This window comes from Desulfomicrobium macestii, from assembly GCF_014873765.1.
In the GTDB taxonomy this organism is placed as follows: domain Bacteria; phylum Desulfobacterota; class Desulfovibrionia; order Desulfovibrionales; family Desulfomicrobiaceae; genus Desulfomicrobium; species Desulfomicrobium macestii.
Genome location: NZ_JADBGG010000004.1, coordinates 142,777 through 160,142, shown reverse-complemented (window position 1 = coordinate 160,142; position 17,366 = coordinate 142,777). Strand labels below are relative to the sequence as shown.

General features: G+C 58.5%; 13 protein-coding genes. 1 reads left to right on the top strand and 12 read right to left on the bottom strand.

What is annotated here, in order from left to right; genetic code table 11:
• Positions 1–92: 92 nt before the first annotated feature.
• The 4 genes from H4684_RS04270 to metX form a co-directional block, all read right to left on the bottom strand.
• Entirely contained in the window at positions 93–368 is a 276-nt protein-coding gene (locus H4684_RS04270; protein WP_092188588.1) for a DUF4242 domain-containing protein, read from the bottom strand.
• A gap of 319 nt (positions 369–687) precedes the next feature.
• A complete protein-coding gene (locus tag H4684_RS04265) occupies positions 688–1,956 on the bottom strand; it encodes an O-acetylhomoserine aminocarboxypropyltransferase/cysteine synthase family protein (protein ID WP_092188590.1) in 1,269 nt (422 codons plus the stop codon).
• Between the two features lie 37 nt (positions 1,957–1,993).
• Positions 1,994–2,623, bottom strand: coding sequence for a methionine biosynthesis protein MetW (gene metW / locus H4684_RS04260; protein WP_225940236.1), 630 nt, complete (start codon positions 2,621–2,623; stop codon positions 1,994–1,996).
• A complete protein-coding gene (gene metX, locus H4684_RS04255; RefSeq protein ID WP_192622930.1) occupies positions 2,613–3,746 on the bottom strand; it encodes a homoserine O-acetyltransferase MetX in 1,134 nt (377 codons plus the stop codon). Before metX ends, metW begins: the two co-directional genes overlap by 11 nt.
• 148 nt (positions 3,747–3,894) lie before the next feature.
• On the opposite strand from metX, the gene H4684_RS04250 reads away from it, so the two are divergent.
• Complete coding sequence (locus H4684_RS04250) at positions 3,895–5,454, top strand: glycerol-3-phosphate dehydrogenase/oxidase (protein ID WP_192622929.1); 1,560 nt, start codon at positions 3,895–3,897, stop codon at positions 5,452–5,454.
• 62 nt (positions 5,455–5,516) lie between these two features.
• On the opposite strand, the gene H4684_RS04245 is transcribed toward H4684_RS04250, so the two are convergent.
• The 8 genes from H4684_RS04245 to prsK all read right to left on the bottom strand — a co-directional run bounded on the left by H4684_RS04245 (position 5,517) and on the right by prsK (position 17,360).
• Positions 5,517–6,176, bottom strand: coding sequence for an HAD family hydrolase (locus tag H4684_RS04245; protein WP_092188596.1), 660 nt, complete (start codon positions 6,174–6,176; stop codon positions 5,517–5,519).
• Positions 6,173–7,033 carry a glycerophosphodiester phosphodiesterase gene (locus H4684_RS04240; protein ID WP_192622928.1) on the bottom strand — a complete coding sequence of 287 codons (861 nt, stop codon included), beginning with the start codon at positions 7,031–7,033 and terminating at the stop codon, positions 6,173–6,175. Before H4684_RS04240 ends, H4684_RS04245 begins: the two co-directional genes overlap by 4 nt.
• A 57-nt stretch (positions 7,034–7,090) precedes the next feature.
• Positions 7,091–8,902 (bottom strand): HD domain-containing phosphohydrolase, encoded by a 1,812-nt coding sequence (locus H4684_RS04235; protein WP_225940235.1) that lies wholly within the window; start codon positions 8,900–8,902, stop codon positions 7,091–7,093.
• A 439-nt stretch (positions 8,903–9,341) separates the two neighbouring features.
• Positions 9,342–9,983 carry a response regulator gene (locus H4684_RS04230; RefSeq protein ID WP_092188600.1) on the bottom strand — a complete coding sequence of 214 codons (642 nt, stop codon included), beginning with the start codon at positions 9,981–9,983 and terminating at the stop codon, positions 9,342–9,344.
• A 33-nt stretch (positions 9,984–10,016) separates the two neighbouring features.
• Complete coding sequence (locus tag H4684_RS04225; RefSeq protein WP_192622927.1) at positions 10,017–11,735, bottom strand: sigma-54 dependent transcriptional regulator; 1,719 nt, start codon at positions 11,733–11,735, stop codon at positions 10,017–10,019.
• Positions 11,735–13,507 (bottom strand): PAS domain-containing sensor histidine kinase, encoded by a 1,773-nt coding sequence (locus tag H4684_RS04220; RefSeq protein ID WP_192622926.1) that lies wholly within the window; start codon positions 13,505–13,507, stop codon positions 11,735–11,737. The genes H4684_RS04225 and H4684_RS04220 overlap by 1 nt, the downstream gene beginning before the upstream one ends.
• Positions 13,508–13,808: 301 nt before the next feature.
• Positions 13,809–15,179 (bottom strand): PEP-CTERM-box response regulator transcription factor, encoded by a 1,371-nt coding sequence (prsR, locus tag H4684_RS04215; protein ID WP_092188604.1) that lies wholly within the window; start codon positions 15,177–15,179, stop codon positions 13,809–13,811.
• Between the two features lie 126 nt (positions 15,180–15,305).
• A complete protein-coding gene (prsK, locus tag H4684_RS04210; RefSeq protein ID WP_192622925.1) occupies positions 15,306–17,360 on the bottom strand; it encodes an XrtA/PEP-CTERM system histidine kinase PrsK in 2,055 nt (684 codons plus the stop codon).
• Positions 17,361–17,366: the final 6 nt, after the last annotated feature.

The window sequence follows — 17,366 nt, the reverse complement described above, 5'->3', positions numbered from 1 at the left end:
CAGCGACCGACAGCGAACTAAAAATGGCCTGACGGTGCATCACACCGTCAGGCCATTTTTTTGCAATCTCAAACTCTCGTCCGGTCTCGCGCCTATCCCTCGGACGTGGTCGGGTCGATGATGGTCTTGACTTCGCTCACGCTGTTGGCCGGGAAGCCGCCCTTGGTGGCGTGCTCGCGCACGGCCTCCTCACTGGGGGCGATGTACACGCAGTAGATCTTGTCCGGCGTCACGAAGCTCTCGACCCACTGGATGGACGGCCCCATCTCCTGCAGCACTCCGCAGGAATGCTTGGAAATGCCTTGCAGGGTTTCGGCGGACATGCTGCCCGCGCCGGGGATCTCGCGCTCGATGATGTACTTCGGCATACAGTCTCCTCTGGGTTGAAAGTCCATGTTCGGTGGATGGAACATACGTGCAAAAGTCCTTAGCCCATCATACAAGAATGCGGCCAAAATCGCGCCCTTTTCCAAACATGGCCCAGCGCCTGACTTTCCGGCGCATTTCGGACGCCTCGCGCGCCAGCGAAGTCCATGCATGCGGACACGCCTGTTTCCAAATCGAACAGATCAAATCCCGCTATTGTATCAAAAAGAAACACGCACGCGCCGGAAACAAGCACCCTTGCCCTGTCCGGGATTCTCTCGCGCTTGACCTCGCTTCGTCTGCCTCAATGGCGCCTTCCGATCATTCCAGCGCCTGATCCAGGTCGGCCAGGATGTCGTCGATGTGCTCGATCCCGACGGAAAAGCGGACCAGATCCGGGGTGATGCCCCCTGCGGCCTGCTCCTCTTCCGAGAGCTGGGAGTGGGTGGTGCTGGCCGGATGGATGGCCAGGCTCTTGGCATCGCCGACGTTGGCCAGATGCGAAACCATGCCCAGGCGGCCGATGAAATCCCGCCCCGCCTCGAGCCCGCCCTTGACCCCGAACACGACCATGCCGCCGAACCCGCGCGGGAACATGGTCCGGGCCAGATCGTAGGAAGGGTCGCCCGGCAGGCCGGGATAGCGCACCCAGGACACCTTCGGGTGCCCGGCCAGAAATTCGGCCACCTGCAACGCGTTCTCGCTGTGCCTCTCCATGCGCAGGGCCAGGGTTTCGAGGCCCTGCAGGAAGATCCAGCAGTTGTCGGGCGAGAGGCACGCGCCAAGATTTCTGAGCGGCACCAGGCGCATGCGCAGAATGAAGGCCAGATGATTCATCTCGCCGAGATCATGGGCGTAGCGCATGCCGTGGTAGGAAGAGTCCGGCTCGTTGTAGAGGGCGAACTTCGGGTCGGTCCAATCGAAGCCGCCCCCGTCGATGACCGCGCCTCCGATGGCCGTGCCGTGCCCGCCGATCCATTTGGTGAGCGAATGCACGACAATGTCCGCCCCGTACTCCAGGGGCCGGAACAGGTAGGGAGTAGTAAAAGTCGCGTCCACCACCAGCGGCAACCCGTGCTCGTGGGCAATGGCGGACAGGGCCTCTATGTTGGCCACGTCCAGGGCCGGATTGCCGATGACTTCGGTGAAGATGAGCCGGGTGCGTTCGTTTATGGCCGCGCGCACGGCATCCGGATTGTGGATGTCGACGAACCGGGTAGTGATCCCGGCGTCGGGCAGGATGGCGGCGAACATGGTGTGCGTGCCGCCGTAGAGGGTCGAGGACGAAACGAGTTCGTCGCCCTGGCGGCAGATGTTGATGACCGTGTAATGGATGGCCGCCGTGCCCGAGGCCAGGGCCAGGGCGGCCTTGCCGCCTTCGAGCTGAGCCAGGCGGGTCTCCAGGACCTCCTGGGTCGGCCCCCCGAGACGGGTGTAGATGTTGCCCGCCTGACGCAGGGCGAACAGGTCGGCCGCATGCCCGGCATCCTTGAACAGATAGGCCGAAGTGCGGTGCACCGGGACGGCGCGCGAACCCGTGGCGTCGGGAGTGTAGCCACCGTGCAGGGCCTTGGTTTCAAATCGTTGCATGGTTCCTCCTGTCCGGACCCGAGCCGGAAAAAGCTGTTTATGCGGCGGTTATCATGAAAATTCCGTACGAAGCCAGCAAATTGGGCCAGAAACGGACCTCGCGCATGCCTCCATCCCCGGACGGGTTCACGGCCAGGGAGCGCGTGATGGCGAAGGGCACGGCCCGCGAATAGGCCCTGAAATCCTCAAGGCTCAGCACCCGGATGTTCGGCGTGTTGTACCACTGATAGGGCAGCTCGGGCGTGACCGGAACATGCCCCGAAAAGGCCATCTGCAACCGGATCGGCAGGCAGCAGAAATTGGGAAAACTGACGATGCCCCGGCGGCCGACCCGAAGTAGCTGCTGCAGGAGGGCCGTCGGTTCATAGGCCTGCTGCAGGGTCTGGGAAACCACGACATAGTCGAAGGCGTTGTCGGGAAACCCGGCCAGCTCCCTGTTGATGTCCCCGTGGATCACGGACAGGCCCTGCGCGATGCACGACACCACCTCGTCCTCGTCGTGCTCGATACCCAGACCGACGACATCCTTGGTGTCCCGCAGCACGCGCAGCAGTTTTCCGTCGGCGCAGCCAAGATCGAGCACCCGGCTGCCCGGCTCGATCCAGGAGGCCACTATGCGCAGGTCGAAACGCAGTTCCGGCAGATCCCGGCATTGCTCAGCATCCATGCAAACCTCCCAGAAAACCCCTGACAACTGTTTCAAGCCGCTCGTCCGGCAACAGGAACGCGTCGTGCCCCCAAGGCGCGGTGATCTCGCAAAAACTCACATCCTTGCCCAGGGCCTTGAGCACATCGACGATCTGCCGGCTCTGGTAGGTCGGATACAGCCAGTCGGAGGTGAAGGACACCAGCTGAAAACGCGCCTGTGTCGCGGCCAGGGCGCGGCGGGCCGGGCTGTCCGGGTTTGCAAGGTCAAGATCGAAATAGTCCGCGGCCTTGGTCACGTAGAGAAAGGCGTTGGCGTCGAAGCGCTCCACGAATTTTTTGCCCTGGTGATGCAGGTAGCTTTCGACCTGAAAATCGCCCTCGAAGTTGAAGGCAAAAGAGCCTTTGCGCAGCTCGCGGCCAAACTTCACGTGCATGGACTCGTCCGAAAGATAGGTGATGTGCCCGATCATGCGCGCCACGGCCAGACCCAGGTCCGGGCGCACGCCGTCGTAGTAGTCGCCGTTCTTCCAGTTGGGATCGCTCATGATGGACTGCCGGGCCACCTCGTTGAAGGCGATGGCCTGGGGAGAATGGCGGCTGGTGGTGGCCAGGGCCAGGATGCCGTCCATCATCTCCGGATAGGCCGCCGCCCACTGCAGAGTCTGCATGCCCCCGAGGGAGCCCCCGGTCACGGCCAGAAGGTGGTCGATGCCGAGGTGCCGAAGCAGCTCGCGCTGGGCGCGGACCATGTCGGGGATGGTCACCAGCGGAAAATCGAGACCCCAGTAGCGCCCCGTGGCCGGATTGATGGAGGACGGCCCGCAGGAACCCATGCAGCTGCCGATGACGTTGGAGCAGACCACGAAATACCGGTCCGTGTCGATGGGTTTGCCCGGGCCCACGTAATGCTCCCACCAGCCGGGCTTGTCGTCTCCGGCGTGATAACCGGCCACGTGGGCGTCGCCGGTCAGGGCGTGACAGACGAGCACGGCGTTGGACCGCTCCGCGTTCAGGGTCCCGTACGTTTCGTAGGCCAGGGATACTGGCCCGAGCTCCACCCCGCTGTCCAGGACCATGGGCGTCGGGGGATGGGCGAAAGTGAACGATTTGGACTGTACAGTGCCGACAGATGGCTGGGTCATTGAAATCTCCGTGATTAAGGCAAGAGCCTAGCATCTATGAAGCCCCGGCGCGAAGGTCAAGGCCCATGCAACCCTCCCGACGTTCTGGCCCTCCCGGCGACGACGTGATATGCAACCCCGCACAAGCGACAACATCCTGGAGGCAGCCATGCTCAGATCCGATATTCTTGACCGACTCGATACCGACACCACCTGGGACATGATCATCATCGGCGGCGGCGCCACGGGCCTTGGCTGCGGCGTGGACGCGGCCAGCAGGGGCTACAGGACGCTGCTCCTTGAAGCGCACGATTTCTCGCAAGGCACTTCCAGCCGCTCCACCAAGCTGGTGCACGGCGGCGTGCGCTACCTGCAGCAGGGCAACGTGGCCCTGGTCATGGACGCCCTGCACGAACGCGGCGTGCTGCTCCGAAACGCCCCCCATCTGGTCTACAACCAGGCCTTTGTCGTGCCGGACTACAAATGGTGGGAGCGCCCCTTCTACGGCGTGGGCCTGAAACTCTACGACATGCTGGCCGGAAAGCTCGGTTTCGGCCGTTCGCGCATCCTGTCGCGCTCGAAAACCCTGAACATGATCCCCAACCTCGAACCCACGGACCTGCGCGGCGGAGTCATCTACTATGACGGCCAGTTCGACGACTCCCGCCTGGCCATCACCCTGGCCAAGACCATGCAGGATCTCGGCGGACTGCCGGTCAACCACATGGCCGTGACCGCGCTCCTCAAGGACGATGAAGGCCAGATCGGCGGCGTGGAGGCCCGGGACTCCCTGACAGGCAAAACCCGGCGGTTGCGGGCAAAGGTCGTCATCAACGCGACAGGCGTGTTCGTCGACGACATCCTGCGCATGGACGACGCGGCCGCGCCCAAACTGATCGCCCCGTCCCAGGGCATCCATCTGGTGCTCGACAAATCATTCTCCCCCGGAGACACGGCCATCATGGTCCCGCACACGGACGACGGCCGAGTCATCTTTCTGGTGCCCTGGCACGGACGCGTGCTGGTCGGGACCACCGACGTGGCCCTGGACGGCCCGAACCACGAACCCCGGCCCATGGAGGAGGAAATCACCTTCCTGCTCGAACACGCCGGGCGCTACCTGACCCGCGACCCGAAGCGCAGCGACATCCTGAGCGTCTTCGCGGGCATCCGGCCGCTGATCAGGGCCGAGGGCGAAGGTCGGACCTCGTCCCTGTCCCGCGATCATCATCTGACCATCTCCCAGGGCGGCCTGGTGACCATCGCCGGCGGCAAGTGGACCACGTACCGCAAGATGGGCGAAGACACGGTGAACCAGGCCGCGCGCTTCGCGGGCCTCCCCGCCCACTCCTGCAAGACCGAGAACCTGCCCCTGCACGGCTGGATGAACGGACTTGATCCCCGGGATCACCTCTCGGTCTACGGCAGCGACATCGAGGAAATCCGCGAGATGATCCGCCGCGACCCGGATCTGGGCAAGCCCCTGCACTACAAACTTCCCTACCTGCGCGCCGAGGTGGTCTGGGCCGTGCGCCGCGAATGGGCCCGAACCCTGTCCGACGTGCTGCGTCACCGCACGCGCGCGCTGATCCTGGACGCGGCCGTGAGCATGGTCATCGCCAGGGACGTGGCTGAAATCATGGCCCGGGAACTGGACCTGGGCAAGGATTGGATCGAGGAGCAGGTCAGCTCCTTTCGGGAGCTGGCGAGGACGTATCTGGCAGGCTGAAAACGGTCGCGGCGGGCATGAGGCCCGCCGCGATCCGACACGTTCAATCTAGAATCAGCGGGTCAATTTTCAAAAAGGGTCCAGGGAAAATCGGAATCCTCCAGCACCACGAGGGTCGCTCCGGGCATGTCGGCCTGAACTCCCGGGACCGCTTCCGGCCAGGCGAGGGTGATCAAACCGCCACCGGCGGCCGAGGTCACGCCCACTATCGAATCCTCCACGGCCATGCAGTCGTCCGGGGCGCACCCGGCGCGTCTGGCGGCCTCAAGATAGGGGTCCGGCGCGGGCTTGCCGCTGGGCACATCGTTGCCGCAGACCGTGAACGCCATCAAATCCCAGAGTCCCAGAGCGCGCAGATTGGCCTCGATGACGGGGGCCTCGCCGTTGGACACGGCCGCCTGCGTGACGCCCAGCTCATGCAGGCGCCTTACCGCCGCCACGGGACCGGGGCGCATCATCTCGGCCCGCAGTCCCGCCATGTAGGCGCGGGCGCAGTCCGCCCTGAAATCCTCCTCGGTCAGTCCGGCGGGCAGGCGGCTCTCAAGAATGGCCCACTTCTCCGGCATGGTCTTGCCGAGCAGTTCGTCGTTGGCGGCCTCGGTCAAGATGTACCCTCGGGCCGCGCACCAGTCGCGGATGACTTCGTAGTGCAGGCCCTCGGTGGTGATAAGCGTGCCGTCGATATCCCAGAAGACGGCCTTGGGCCGCTTGGTCAGATTCATTTTTCCTCCTGCTTGAATGCTTCCAGCGCGGCCAGGGCCCGGGCCGGAAAATCGGTGATTATTCCGGTCGCGCCCTCGCGAGCCAGCCGGAGCATGTCTTCTTCACGGTTCACGGTGTAGACGTTGACCTCGAATCCGGCCTCGCGAAAAGCCGCGATGCGGCCCGGAAAAAGGCCCTTGATGGACGGATGCAACGCCACGGCCCCCAGGCCTTGCAGCCTCGCGACTATATCCTGCGTGGACGCGGCCATGGCCTTTTCGTCCAGGAGCAGACCCACGGGCACTTCCGGACACAGCTTGCGGAACAACTCCAGGGAGTTCTGCCGAAAGGACGAGACCAGCACCCGCCGCGCAATCCCGGATGCGCGGATCAGCCCCACAACCTCACGCACCAGGCCGTCATCATCACCGCCGAGCATGTCCTTGATCTCGACGTTCACGGCAAGGCCGCTCTCGCTGGTCCAGTCCAGGGCCTCGGCCAGGGTGGGGATCTTCTCGCCCGCGTAGGACGCCAGCCGCTCCGGGCCGACCTCGCCGGACGCCACGGTGCCAAAGGGATCGCGCCGGGCGAACCAGCTCCCGGCATCGAGCTCACGGATCTGGGCCAGGGTCAGCCGGTCCACCACATGCGACGCCCGCACGGGCATGTCCGGCCGAAGGGCAATGTCCGTCACGCGGCGCAGGCCGTGATCGTGGGTGACAATGACTACACCATCGAGGGTGACGTGCACGTCCAGCTCCCAGCCGAAGGCGCCCTGCTCCAGGGCGGCACGGGCCGCGGCCATGGTGTTCTCGGGGGCCGCGCTGCGCGCGCCCCGATGCGCCCAGACCTTGGGCGCGGAGGAAAGATTGGTCATGTGTGTGCTCCGTTGGGGGGACGGCGGGAGGCAAGAATTGCGGACCGGACGATTGCCCTAGTCCTGCCCCGGACACTCCACCTTGGCCGAGATGTCCATTTCCCTTGGCCGGGCCGCCGCGTCCGAAAGGCGGTACCTGATGGCTTCGATCTCGTCCAGATTCTCGAAGAAGAGATCAACGATCCTGGGGTCGAACATGCCGCCTCGTTCGCGCCGAATAAATTCCAGCACCTTTTCCCTGGGCCAGGCCTCCTTGTAGACGCGGTCCAGGGACAGGGCGTCGTAAACGTCGGCCAGGGCGCAGATGCGGGCCGGCAGGCTGATCTCCTCGCCTTTGAGGCCGCATGGATAGCCCGTGCCGTCCCAGCGCTCGTGATGCTGCAGGGCGATGTTTCGGGCCTCGGCCATGAGCCTGCGGTCCGAGGTGTGCAGGATGCGCTGGCCAATGACGGTGTGGTGCTTGATGCTTTCGAATTCCTCGTCATCGAGCTTGCCGGGCTTGTTGAGGATGGCGTCAGGGATGCCGATCTTGCCTATGTCGTGCATGGGCGCAGCCGCTTCCAGCAGCAGGATGTCCTCCTCGGAGAGGCCGTACTTTTCGCCCAGCAGGGCCGAATAGGCGGCCACCCTGCGCACGTGGTAGGCCGTCTCCTGGGACCTGGTCTCGATGACCTCGCCCAGGGTGGAGAGCAGTTCGCGCTGGGTCTCGATCATCTCCCGATTGAGATTCATGATCTCCCGGTTGCCGTGGTTGATCCTGCGCTGCTTGAGCACGTTCATGACCAGCAGCGCGATGATCACGCCGAGGATGGCGATGACCGCCAGGGCCGAGAGGATGACCGAGCGGTGCTGTTCAAAGTACGACAGGGGACGGTTCAGCACCAGCGCATCCCCGGGCAGCAGGGATGACTGGATGCCGAAGCGCTCCAGGGCGGCGTAGTCGTAGGTGTGCCGGTTGACGCCCGCGAGCCCGCTGTACGCGGCCGGAGGGTTCTTTCCGGCCAGGCGGTCCAGCAGGGTGCGGGCGGCCTTCTGCCCATGCCCGAAGGCGCTGGTCACGCAGCCCCCGACAACACCAAAGCCCAGCTGAAAATCCCAGGCCGCATACACCGGCACGGGAGAGGCGGCGGCCACGACGCGCGGGATCTCCTCGGCCGTGAAGACCTGCCCCGCCGCGTCCTGGAAATAGACCAGCAGGTAGAGAAGCTCCCCCTGCCCGCGCTCCGCCGCGAAGCGGACGAGCCCGTCCCGGGTCATGGGCGGCACGACCTCGATCTCCACACGCCCGGCCAGCTCGCGGGTCTGCTCCAGGAATTCCCGCAGGATGGATTTGCCCGTGAGGGTGCCGTCGATCATGACGAAGACCTTGCGCGTGCCCGGATTCTGCCGCAGGGCCGCCTCCAGGGTTTCGAGATGCGCCAGGCTCTCGATGATGATGTTCATGTCCCGGGCCCCCGGCGGGACGGACTTGAGGTCGTTGATGCCGCAGGCCACCATGGGCGTGCCGGGGAACAGTTCGCCCCGGTGCATGGCCACGAAGTCCAGGGCGTGGTCGTCGGTCAGGATGACCCCGTCGAAGCGGTCCCGGCCGTACTTCTCCCGAAAGAGTTCCAGGAGCCGGGCCTGGTACGCGGGCGAGTCGTGGTGCTTGGCATCCATGTACTCCACGCGCCAGCGCGCCCGCACATCAGGAGCATCGAGGACCGAGACGATCCCGGCGTGCATGTCCCTGGTCCAGGAATAGTCGGCAGCGTAGGAATGGATCACCAGCACCACGGGCCTGTCCGACTCGGAGGCGCGGACTTCCGGCGACGGATGGAAGAATGCCAGGACGGCGAAGATGGGAATCAGGGCTAGAAGAAGCTTCATGATTCCCTGAATAGCATCTCTTGCGCGCAGGGGGAAGAAGCGGGATGAAACTGAAGAGCCTAGCGCCCTGTTTTTCGATACCGGCAAAGAAAGGCAGGTCTCGCGTCGAACAAAAAGTGTAAAAAAATGAAGATACCACTGTAAAAATTTATGAATTCCCTTGAAGAAAAGGATTCATAATTTTTAACCACCTGAAAAAAATGGATTTCGCGCCATTGCCCGACATGCCCCGCCTACCCATGCTGGCACACGTTCGCGGGAATGATCCGCCTGCAAAAAGTCGTCATCCCCTTGAAGAAGGGGATCTACGCCTTTCTAACTATCTGAAAAGAATGGTTTCCCGCCTTCGCGGGAATGACAATCAGGTTCATCCACGACTCTTTGCAAGCGCGTCAGGAATGACACTCAGATTCTTTTGCGACTTATTGCAGTGTCGTAATTAAGCACAAATCTCATTATTTTTAATATTCTTTTTACGCAAAGATATTTTTTTCTGTATTATGTTGCTTACGGAAGAAATAAGTTCACTCTGTCGTATCGGCTTTATAATATAATCTGCAGCATGCATTTTGAAGCTCATATCAATTGTTTCAAGTGTTGGATAAGCCGTCATTATTATCACCTGAGTTTCAACTTCATTTCGATCAATTTTTTTCAAAACATCTAATCCACATCCATCGCTTAAAATAATATCAACAATTATAAGATCATAAACTGTCTCATTCATTTTAGACAGTGATTCCAATAAATTTTTTGACGTGCAGACATGGTTTCCTTTATCGGCAAGAAATTTATAGAATGTGAATCGAATTGATTCTTCGTCATCAATGACAAGTATGTTTGCATTCATGGCTATTTCAAACGAAAATTCATGAAGATATTCTTGTAAAAAATATTGTCGCAACACAAAGCCCGGGTCCGCATTCGAGCCCGCACTGCCTGGAAACCACCAAGCAAAGTCAATACAATATTCATACCAACAGAACGATGCCGCCAGAATATTTTCATTACTATAGAATAATTGAACTTTTTGATAAAAAATGGATGCGGGGAGAAAAATGGCAAAAAAAGCGTGTTGCATGCAACAAAATCGTTGCAGGCAAAAAAGGTGTCACTAACGCAACAGTTTTGCACCCGAAGCTTCTCGGACAAGACCATATCTCTTGATTTTGCGGTACAGGGTCACCCGGTCTATCCCAAGCAGCCGGGCAGCTTTCGCCTTGTTCCAGTCGGTGTTGTTCAGAGCCGCAAGAACCGCGCCCGCATCGTCACTCTGAGCCTCGGGGCGGGAGCGTCGCACTCCTGCCAACTTCATAAAATCCGTGGGCAAATCGTCATACGTGATGACGCTCTTGTTACAAAGGACAAAGGCATGCTCCATGGTATGCTCAAGCTCGCGCACGTTGCCTGGCCATGAATATTTGAGGAAAGCCTGAAAAACATCGGATGACACGGATTTGATGTTCTTTTTGAACTTCACGTTGAACCGTTCGCAAAAATGATCGACAAGGAGGGGGATGTCCTCAGTCCGGGTGCGCAAAGGAGGCAGCTTGATCTCGACCACTTTGAGCCGGTAATAGAGGTCCTCCCGTAGAATTCCCTGGCTGACCTGCTCCAGGAGGTTCTTGTTTGTCGCCGCGATGACGCGCACGTTGGCCTTCACGGTCGCGGAGCTGCCAACCCGTTCAAACTCGCGCTCTTCCAGGACGCGCAAAAGTTTGAGCTGCACCATCGGCGAGAGGTCCCCAATCTCGTCAAAAAAGATTGTTCCGCCATTTGCTTTTTGAAAGCGCCCTTCGCTGTCCTTGATCGCGCCCGTGAACGCCCCCTTGACGTGACCGAAGAGTTCGCTTTCAAGCAGGCTCTCGGGCAAAGCCGAGCAGTTCACCTTGACCAGGGGCTTATCGCTGAGATCTCCGGCCATGTGCAGGGCTTCGGCGACAAGCTCCTTGCCCGTACCGCTTTCGCCGGTGATCAGGACCGTGGTCTGAACTCCGGCCAGCGTCTTTATCGGGGCGTAGACCTTCTGCATCGGCTCGCTCTTGCCGATGATGCGGTGAAACTGCCCGTACTCCCTCAGCTTCATTTCCAGATTGGACACATGCGTGTCGTCACGCAGCATCATCACCACTCCGGTGGATTGCCCCTGGGTGTTGAGCAGCGGATAGATCCTCGCGCTGACCACTTTGCGGACTCCACTCGCCGCACTGCACTCGACGCGATCCTCTTCGCGGGGCTGGCCGCTCGTCAGCGCTTCCGCCAGAATCGTCTCGAACCTGTTGTCGGTCGTTCGCGGCAACAAGCTGACTGGGTTCCCGATGTCGGCCTGGGAAAACCCGCACATTTCGCTGGCCGCCTCGTTGAATTCGATCAGCACGGACTCGTTGTTCACAGAGAGGATAGCCTCTCTGACGCTCCTGAAGATCGCTTCAAGGTTTGAGCGGTATCTCTCCTTCTCATCGTTGGCGGCTTTATAAGACAAGGCCAGGCGGGTGGCGTTCAAGAGCGCTTCCTGCTTGACGGGCTTTGGAATGTAATCGAAGGCCCCCAGATGAATGGCTTCGGTCACGGTCTCGATACCCGGATCTCCGGTGATCATGATCACCGGACAGCCCAGCCCCCTGGCCTTGATCTCACGCAGGATGTCGATTCCCGTACCGTCTTCGAGGATTATGTCCGCGAACACGACATCAAAGCCGTCTCCTGAAATTTTGGCCAAGGCGTCACCGCAACTTGAAACGGTCACCACAGCATGACCCGCCGCACGCAAAAATCGTGAAAGCGTGAACCTGATCGACTCTTCGTCATCGAGAATCAGAATTTTTCCGGTCACTAACATATTCCTTCATCTTTTTGATGAACCGGCAAATCTATTATAACGCGGGTAAACTCCCCCTCTTCACTCTCAAACCGCAGATGCCCCCCGTGATCATCGATGATCTTCTGCGTAATGCTGAGCCCAAGCCCGGTCCCCTTGCCAAAAGGCTTGGTGGAAAAAAACGGTTTGGTCAGAAACGAGAGCTTTTCGGCCGATATTCCTCCACCCTGATCCAGAAACGCCACCCGTACAAAAGGGCAGCCTTCGACCATGACGAATTCGCCGGAGATCGCGAGACATTTGTTCTTATGCCACCCCGGATACTTTTCGTTCAATGCATAGCGCGCATTGCTGATGATGTTGATGAACCCCTGCTGAACCTGCTGCAGATTTGCCATGACCTTGGGAAGGCTTTCAGGGAAGTCGAGAACAAGCTGGATGCCGTCCTTGCGAATCTGGGCCTGGGTCAGGGCCAGGGTTTCCTCGAGAATGTCCACAACCTGCGTCGCCCTTTTTTCCTTTCGTCTTTCGTGCGCATAGGACAGGAGGGATTTGACGAGGCGGCCGATGCGTTCCCCCTCTTTGAGGATGCGCGCCCCAAGATCATGCTCCATGCTTTCAGCGTCGCATTCGTTGACCAATATTTGGCCGTAATTGATTATTCCGTTGACCGGATTGTTTATTTCATGTGCGACACTTGCAGCTAGCTCCCCCAGCGACAAAAGATGACATGCATACTGCGCGTCCGCCTGGATCGCCATTTTTCCCGTGACATCGCACACCAGCAGAAGAACACTGATTACATCTTTGTTTTCCTTGACAGGAAACGCCCGTATATCCAGTACAGATTCACCATGCGTAACAATGCAAGACTTTTTTTCTCCGGTGTTAAAACAATCGATGACAACTGATTTTTCATAAAGCACCGAACAATTACCAACAAAATCATTGCAATATCTCAAAACATTGTCTGATATATTTGAATTTATTCCAAACTCATTAATTATATTTGACCACAAAACTTTCATTTCTGGAGAAACAACAATTACAGTCCCACTAATACCACTCAATACAGCGTGAAACTGCTGCAATAATATTTGAAATTTATTTTTGAAATCTTCAGTAAAATCTGAACTTAGATGAATTTTTTCATCAGCTTCACAATAAGAAACATTACTTGAAATTTTTTGACTGGCTATGTCGGCAATATCTGTAAAAGGAGACATGTAAAAATCTATATGACCACTATTTGAAGACTTGACGCTGTCTATTTTAACCCGGAAATCCTGCATGTTCTTCCGCTTGAGCATCAACTCGCAACTCTGTCGCTCTCCTGTTTTGAAAACGAGATCAAGATACACCCTGAATTTTTCCATATCCTGTGAGGCAACACGCTGCCCAAAAAACGAATTGACCAGCGCGTCTCTCTCCACACCCAATTGACTGATCGCCCAGGGGTTTACCTCCCGGACGCGGCCCTGCTCGTCCAGGCTGATAAAGCCTTGGGGCGAATAATTATAAAAATCTGAATAGACCGCCAATTTATTTTCAAGGTTGTCCAGAGCCCTTCGAAGTTCTTCGTTTTGCATCATCAACGCGCTCTGCTGCGCTTTGAGCTCATTCAGCACCCTCGCATCATTTGAACTGTCAGCCTCATGAATCCGGCGGGAGAAACACTCATCCCTGCCCACCGTTTCCCTGCTGTTCAACTCAAAGAGGTGATCTTGCTTCGCATACCGTTTTGTCATGCCAACACTCTCATTATATTTCTTCTTTACATCAAACATGAAACCACCAGAAATCGTAACTGATCAGCATACGTCGGCAAAGCAACGATCACGCCAAGACGATCCCGGGAATATTATTTCACAACATCCTGATTATAAAAAAGAAATAAAAAAACCAACAGAGCTGTAGAAAAATGAGTTACAACCTGATCCGTCACACACAGCATAACCGGGATATATGACGGGCCATTTTTAAAAAGCCTGTATCACTCCTTTGAATACTTGTTCCATAAAAAAAATTTCTACGACTCATCCCGACTGCACAAAAATAATCCTTTTGTTACGAGGTATTAAAAATATTCTAATTGCTAATCTCGTGCTTCTTCAAAAGGTCGTACATGGTTGGACGGCTGATCCCGAGCGCTTCGGAAGCCCTGACGATGTTGCCCTCGTACTTGGCAAGGGCCGCCAGAACCATCTTCTTTTCAAGCATGGCGCGGGCTTCCTTCAGGGTTTTGTCCGTCAGGCCGAGACCGTTCAGGGCGTAGTCACTCTCCCCGAAGCCCAGTTCCTCGGCCGTGAGCAGGGTCGAGTCCGCGAGCAGCACTGCGCGACGCAGCTTGTTTTCAAGCTCACGGATGTTGCCGGGCCAGCTGTAGGTGTTGAGACAGGCCAGGGCATCAGGCGTGAACCCGGCCAGGGTCTTACCCAGGTCGCGGGCGATGCGATCCAGAAAATATTCGGCCAGGATGCGCACGTCATCTTCACGCTCGCGCAGCGGTGGAAGATGGATATTGACCACGCCGATGCGGTAATACAGATCTTCCCGAAAACGGCCCTGGGCTATGGCCGCGGCGATATCGATATTCGTGGCCGCGATGATGCGCACATTGACGGGGATGTCTTTCCTGCCCCCGACTCGCTGAATGACCATCTCCTGCAGGAATCTGAGCAGCTTGACCTGCAGGTTGACGGGCAGTTCCCCTATCTCGTCCAGAAAGAGTGTTCCGTCGCTGGCGTACTCGACCTTGCCCCGCACCATTGAAGCCGCGCCGGTGAAGGCTCCTTTCTCATGGCCGAACAACTCGGATTCGATCAGGTTCTCGGGGATGGCTCCGCAGTTGATGCAGACCATGGGACCGTGCCTGCGCAGACTCTTTGAATGAATGGCCCTGGCCACCAGCTCCTTACCCGTCCCGCTCTCACCGGAAATGAGGATCGGCACGTCCGAAGTGGCAACCTTGTCGATGAGGCCAAGCACTCCGCGCATGGCCGCGCATGCGCCCACAATTCCGCAGTTGTCTTTGAGCTCGCTGGCGGCTTCATCCTGCTGGACCACGCTTTCCCGCTCAATGGCATGCAAATGAAATGCGCGGCGGATGATGACTCGCAGTTCGTCCAGATCAATGGGCTTGCGGAAAAAATCAAAGGCCCCAAGCTTGATTGCCTGCAAGGCATTCTCGCGCTCATCGTTGCCGGTGACGACAATGATCTTGGCTGAAGGCTCAAGCTTGAGCATCTCCACCAGCCCCCTGAACCCCTCTTCCGAAGACTCGACATGCGGAGGCAGGCCCAGGTCCAGGGTCACGACACCGGGGTGAAGTTTACGAAAGGTAGCCAGCGCCTCGTCGACATTGGCGGCCAGGTGAAGTGTGTAAGATTCCGAGGTAAGGCCCCACTTGAGCTGGGTCAGGACGTCCTCGTTATCATCAACGATAAGCAAATGTTCCAATTATTGACCCCACTCGCTGAAATTTTCGGCCGCAAAATATCTCAGGCTACGGCAGAAAAAAAGAAGTTTACGGAAAACATAACACACACCGACAACGCAAGTCCATACTTACTAAGCAAAAATTGCTCACAAAACCTGCCTGTCACCAATACATACAATAAATTCAGAGCCCTCATTCGGCGCACTGCGCACTTCGATGCGCCCGCCGTGGGCCTCGACGATCTGCTTGCATTGATACAGCCCGATGCCCATGCCCTTGGCCTTGGTGGACTTGAAAGGTTCGAAGAGCCCGCCCGCCATGAACTCCTTGGCAATGCCCACACCATGGTCCGTCACCCTTACAAACGGTTCGGGCTCATCCCCTACCGTGACGGATACGGATTGACCCGCCGTGGACGCCTCCAGTGCGTTGAGGCAAAGATTCAGGATCACCTTGCCCATCTCCGCGCTGTCGATCATCACCCGCACGTCCGGACCCTGGAAATCAAGGCGTTCCTGCGGCAGAGGTCGGGTGGATTCCCTTGCCAGGGACAAAAGACCCACGGGCTCGCGCTTCAGGGTGTGACGGTCGGGGAGACCTTTAAGTTGCGAGATGAGGATCTTCATCTTGCCTACCGTGCTCCCCAGGGAATCGACCATGTCCTTCTGAAATTCGGGATTGCCGATATGTTTTTGCGCGTTGTCGGCCATGAGCGAGAGCGTATAGACATGATTCTTCAGATCATGAAGCACAAAGGCCGAGACCTTGCCCATGATCTCCATCTCCCTCGACCTGGCCAACTGGTCCAGCAGACGCATGTTCAAAAGGGCCGAAGAGATGTGCCGGGCCATGGTGTCCATCAGCTCGAAGTCTTCCTCGTCGTACTCCTCCCGTGGATTGATGGGCCGACCCAGAAGCACAAACCCGTCCAGCGCGTCTTCGCGGAAAATGGGAATGGCAAAGCCGGCCCGCGCGAGCCAGGGCGAAGAGTCGTCCACATCCACCGCGCGCAGCACGGAACGCCGGGTTTCAAGCTCCGTCACAAGAGCCGAGTCTTCCCCGAAACCACCTTCGTGAGAATCCATCTCCACCAGGCTGGCGGGCAGGTAAAGCTTGCGGTCATGATCGAAGAGAAAGAGCCCCGCACCCACGATACCGAAGGTTTCGCAGCAGGCCGACAATGCCGCCTGCTGCAGCTCGTTTTGGGTGCGGGCCGAGGCCAGGTGCTGGGTGAACTGCACCCACTGGATGCGGTAATCATACTTTTCGCCGTAAAAGTGCATCTGCAGAAAAAGGCGGATCTTGCGGCGCACCGTGTCCGAGAGAAAAACGACCAGAAGACCGAGCCCGGCCAGAAAACTGACCACCAACAGTACGGCCCGGCCCAGATCGTCTCCGAAAAGGCGTGCACCCTCGCCGAGCAAGCCCAGCCCGACCAGATACAGACCGGCCGCGACCAGGACCACGGACTTGAAAGCCAACCGCCTCGAAAAGCTGATCCGTACTTCGGGGCCACGCCGCAGGTCCGAAAACCACATCATGGCCGTACCTAGAAGCAAGGCCAGGGAGCGCAGGCCCGCCAGACTCATGTCGATGGAACGATGCAAAAGGCTCTGACTGTAATAGAGGATCAAGGCGGCCAGAATGCTCACGGCCCCCAGAAGAATGAATTTGATCTTCCAGCGACGGTGATGCACGGCCGCCGCCAGCGTGGCCTCGATGTTGAGCAGGGCCGCGACGCAGCACACGGCAAAACCGATATAGAAATAAAAGCTTCCCGGAAGGAGAAAAAGTAGACCCTCGGTCGCGAAATCCGGGGCAAAATAGGCACCCTGCGCAGCCAGATACCCGGCCCAGGGCATCATGAGGCAGGACAGGAGGATCAGCGCGCGCTGCGTTCCGGGCAACCTGCCTTCTTCGTAGTTGCGGGCAAAAAGGGCCGTGAACCAGATCCAGGCCGGCCCCAGGGCTCCTTCCACCAGCAGTCCGGCCATACGCCAGGCCTGTACCGATTCGGGGTACAGGAGCGTCAAGAGATCCAGCGCTTCCAGTCCGGCAGACAGCACCAGCGCCACGGCCAGGGCTCCCGAGGCCCGCGACCGATCGGCGCGCATGACGCCAAGCAGCATGCGCGCGGCAAATCCCACGGCCAGGATGACGGCACACAGGGTTGTCAGAAAGGAAACGAAGGAAGGGGTCATTAAAGC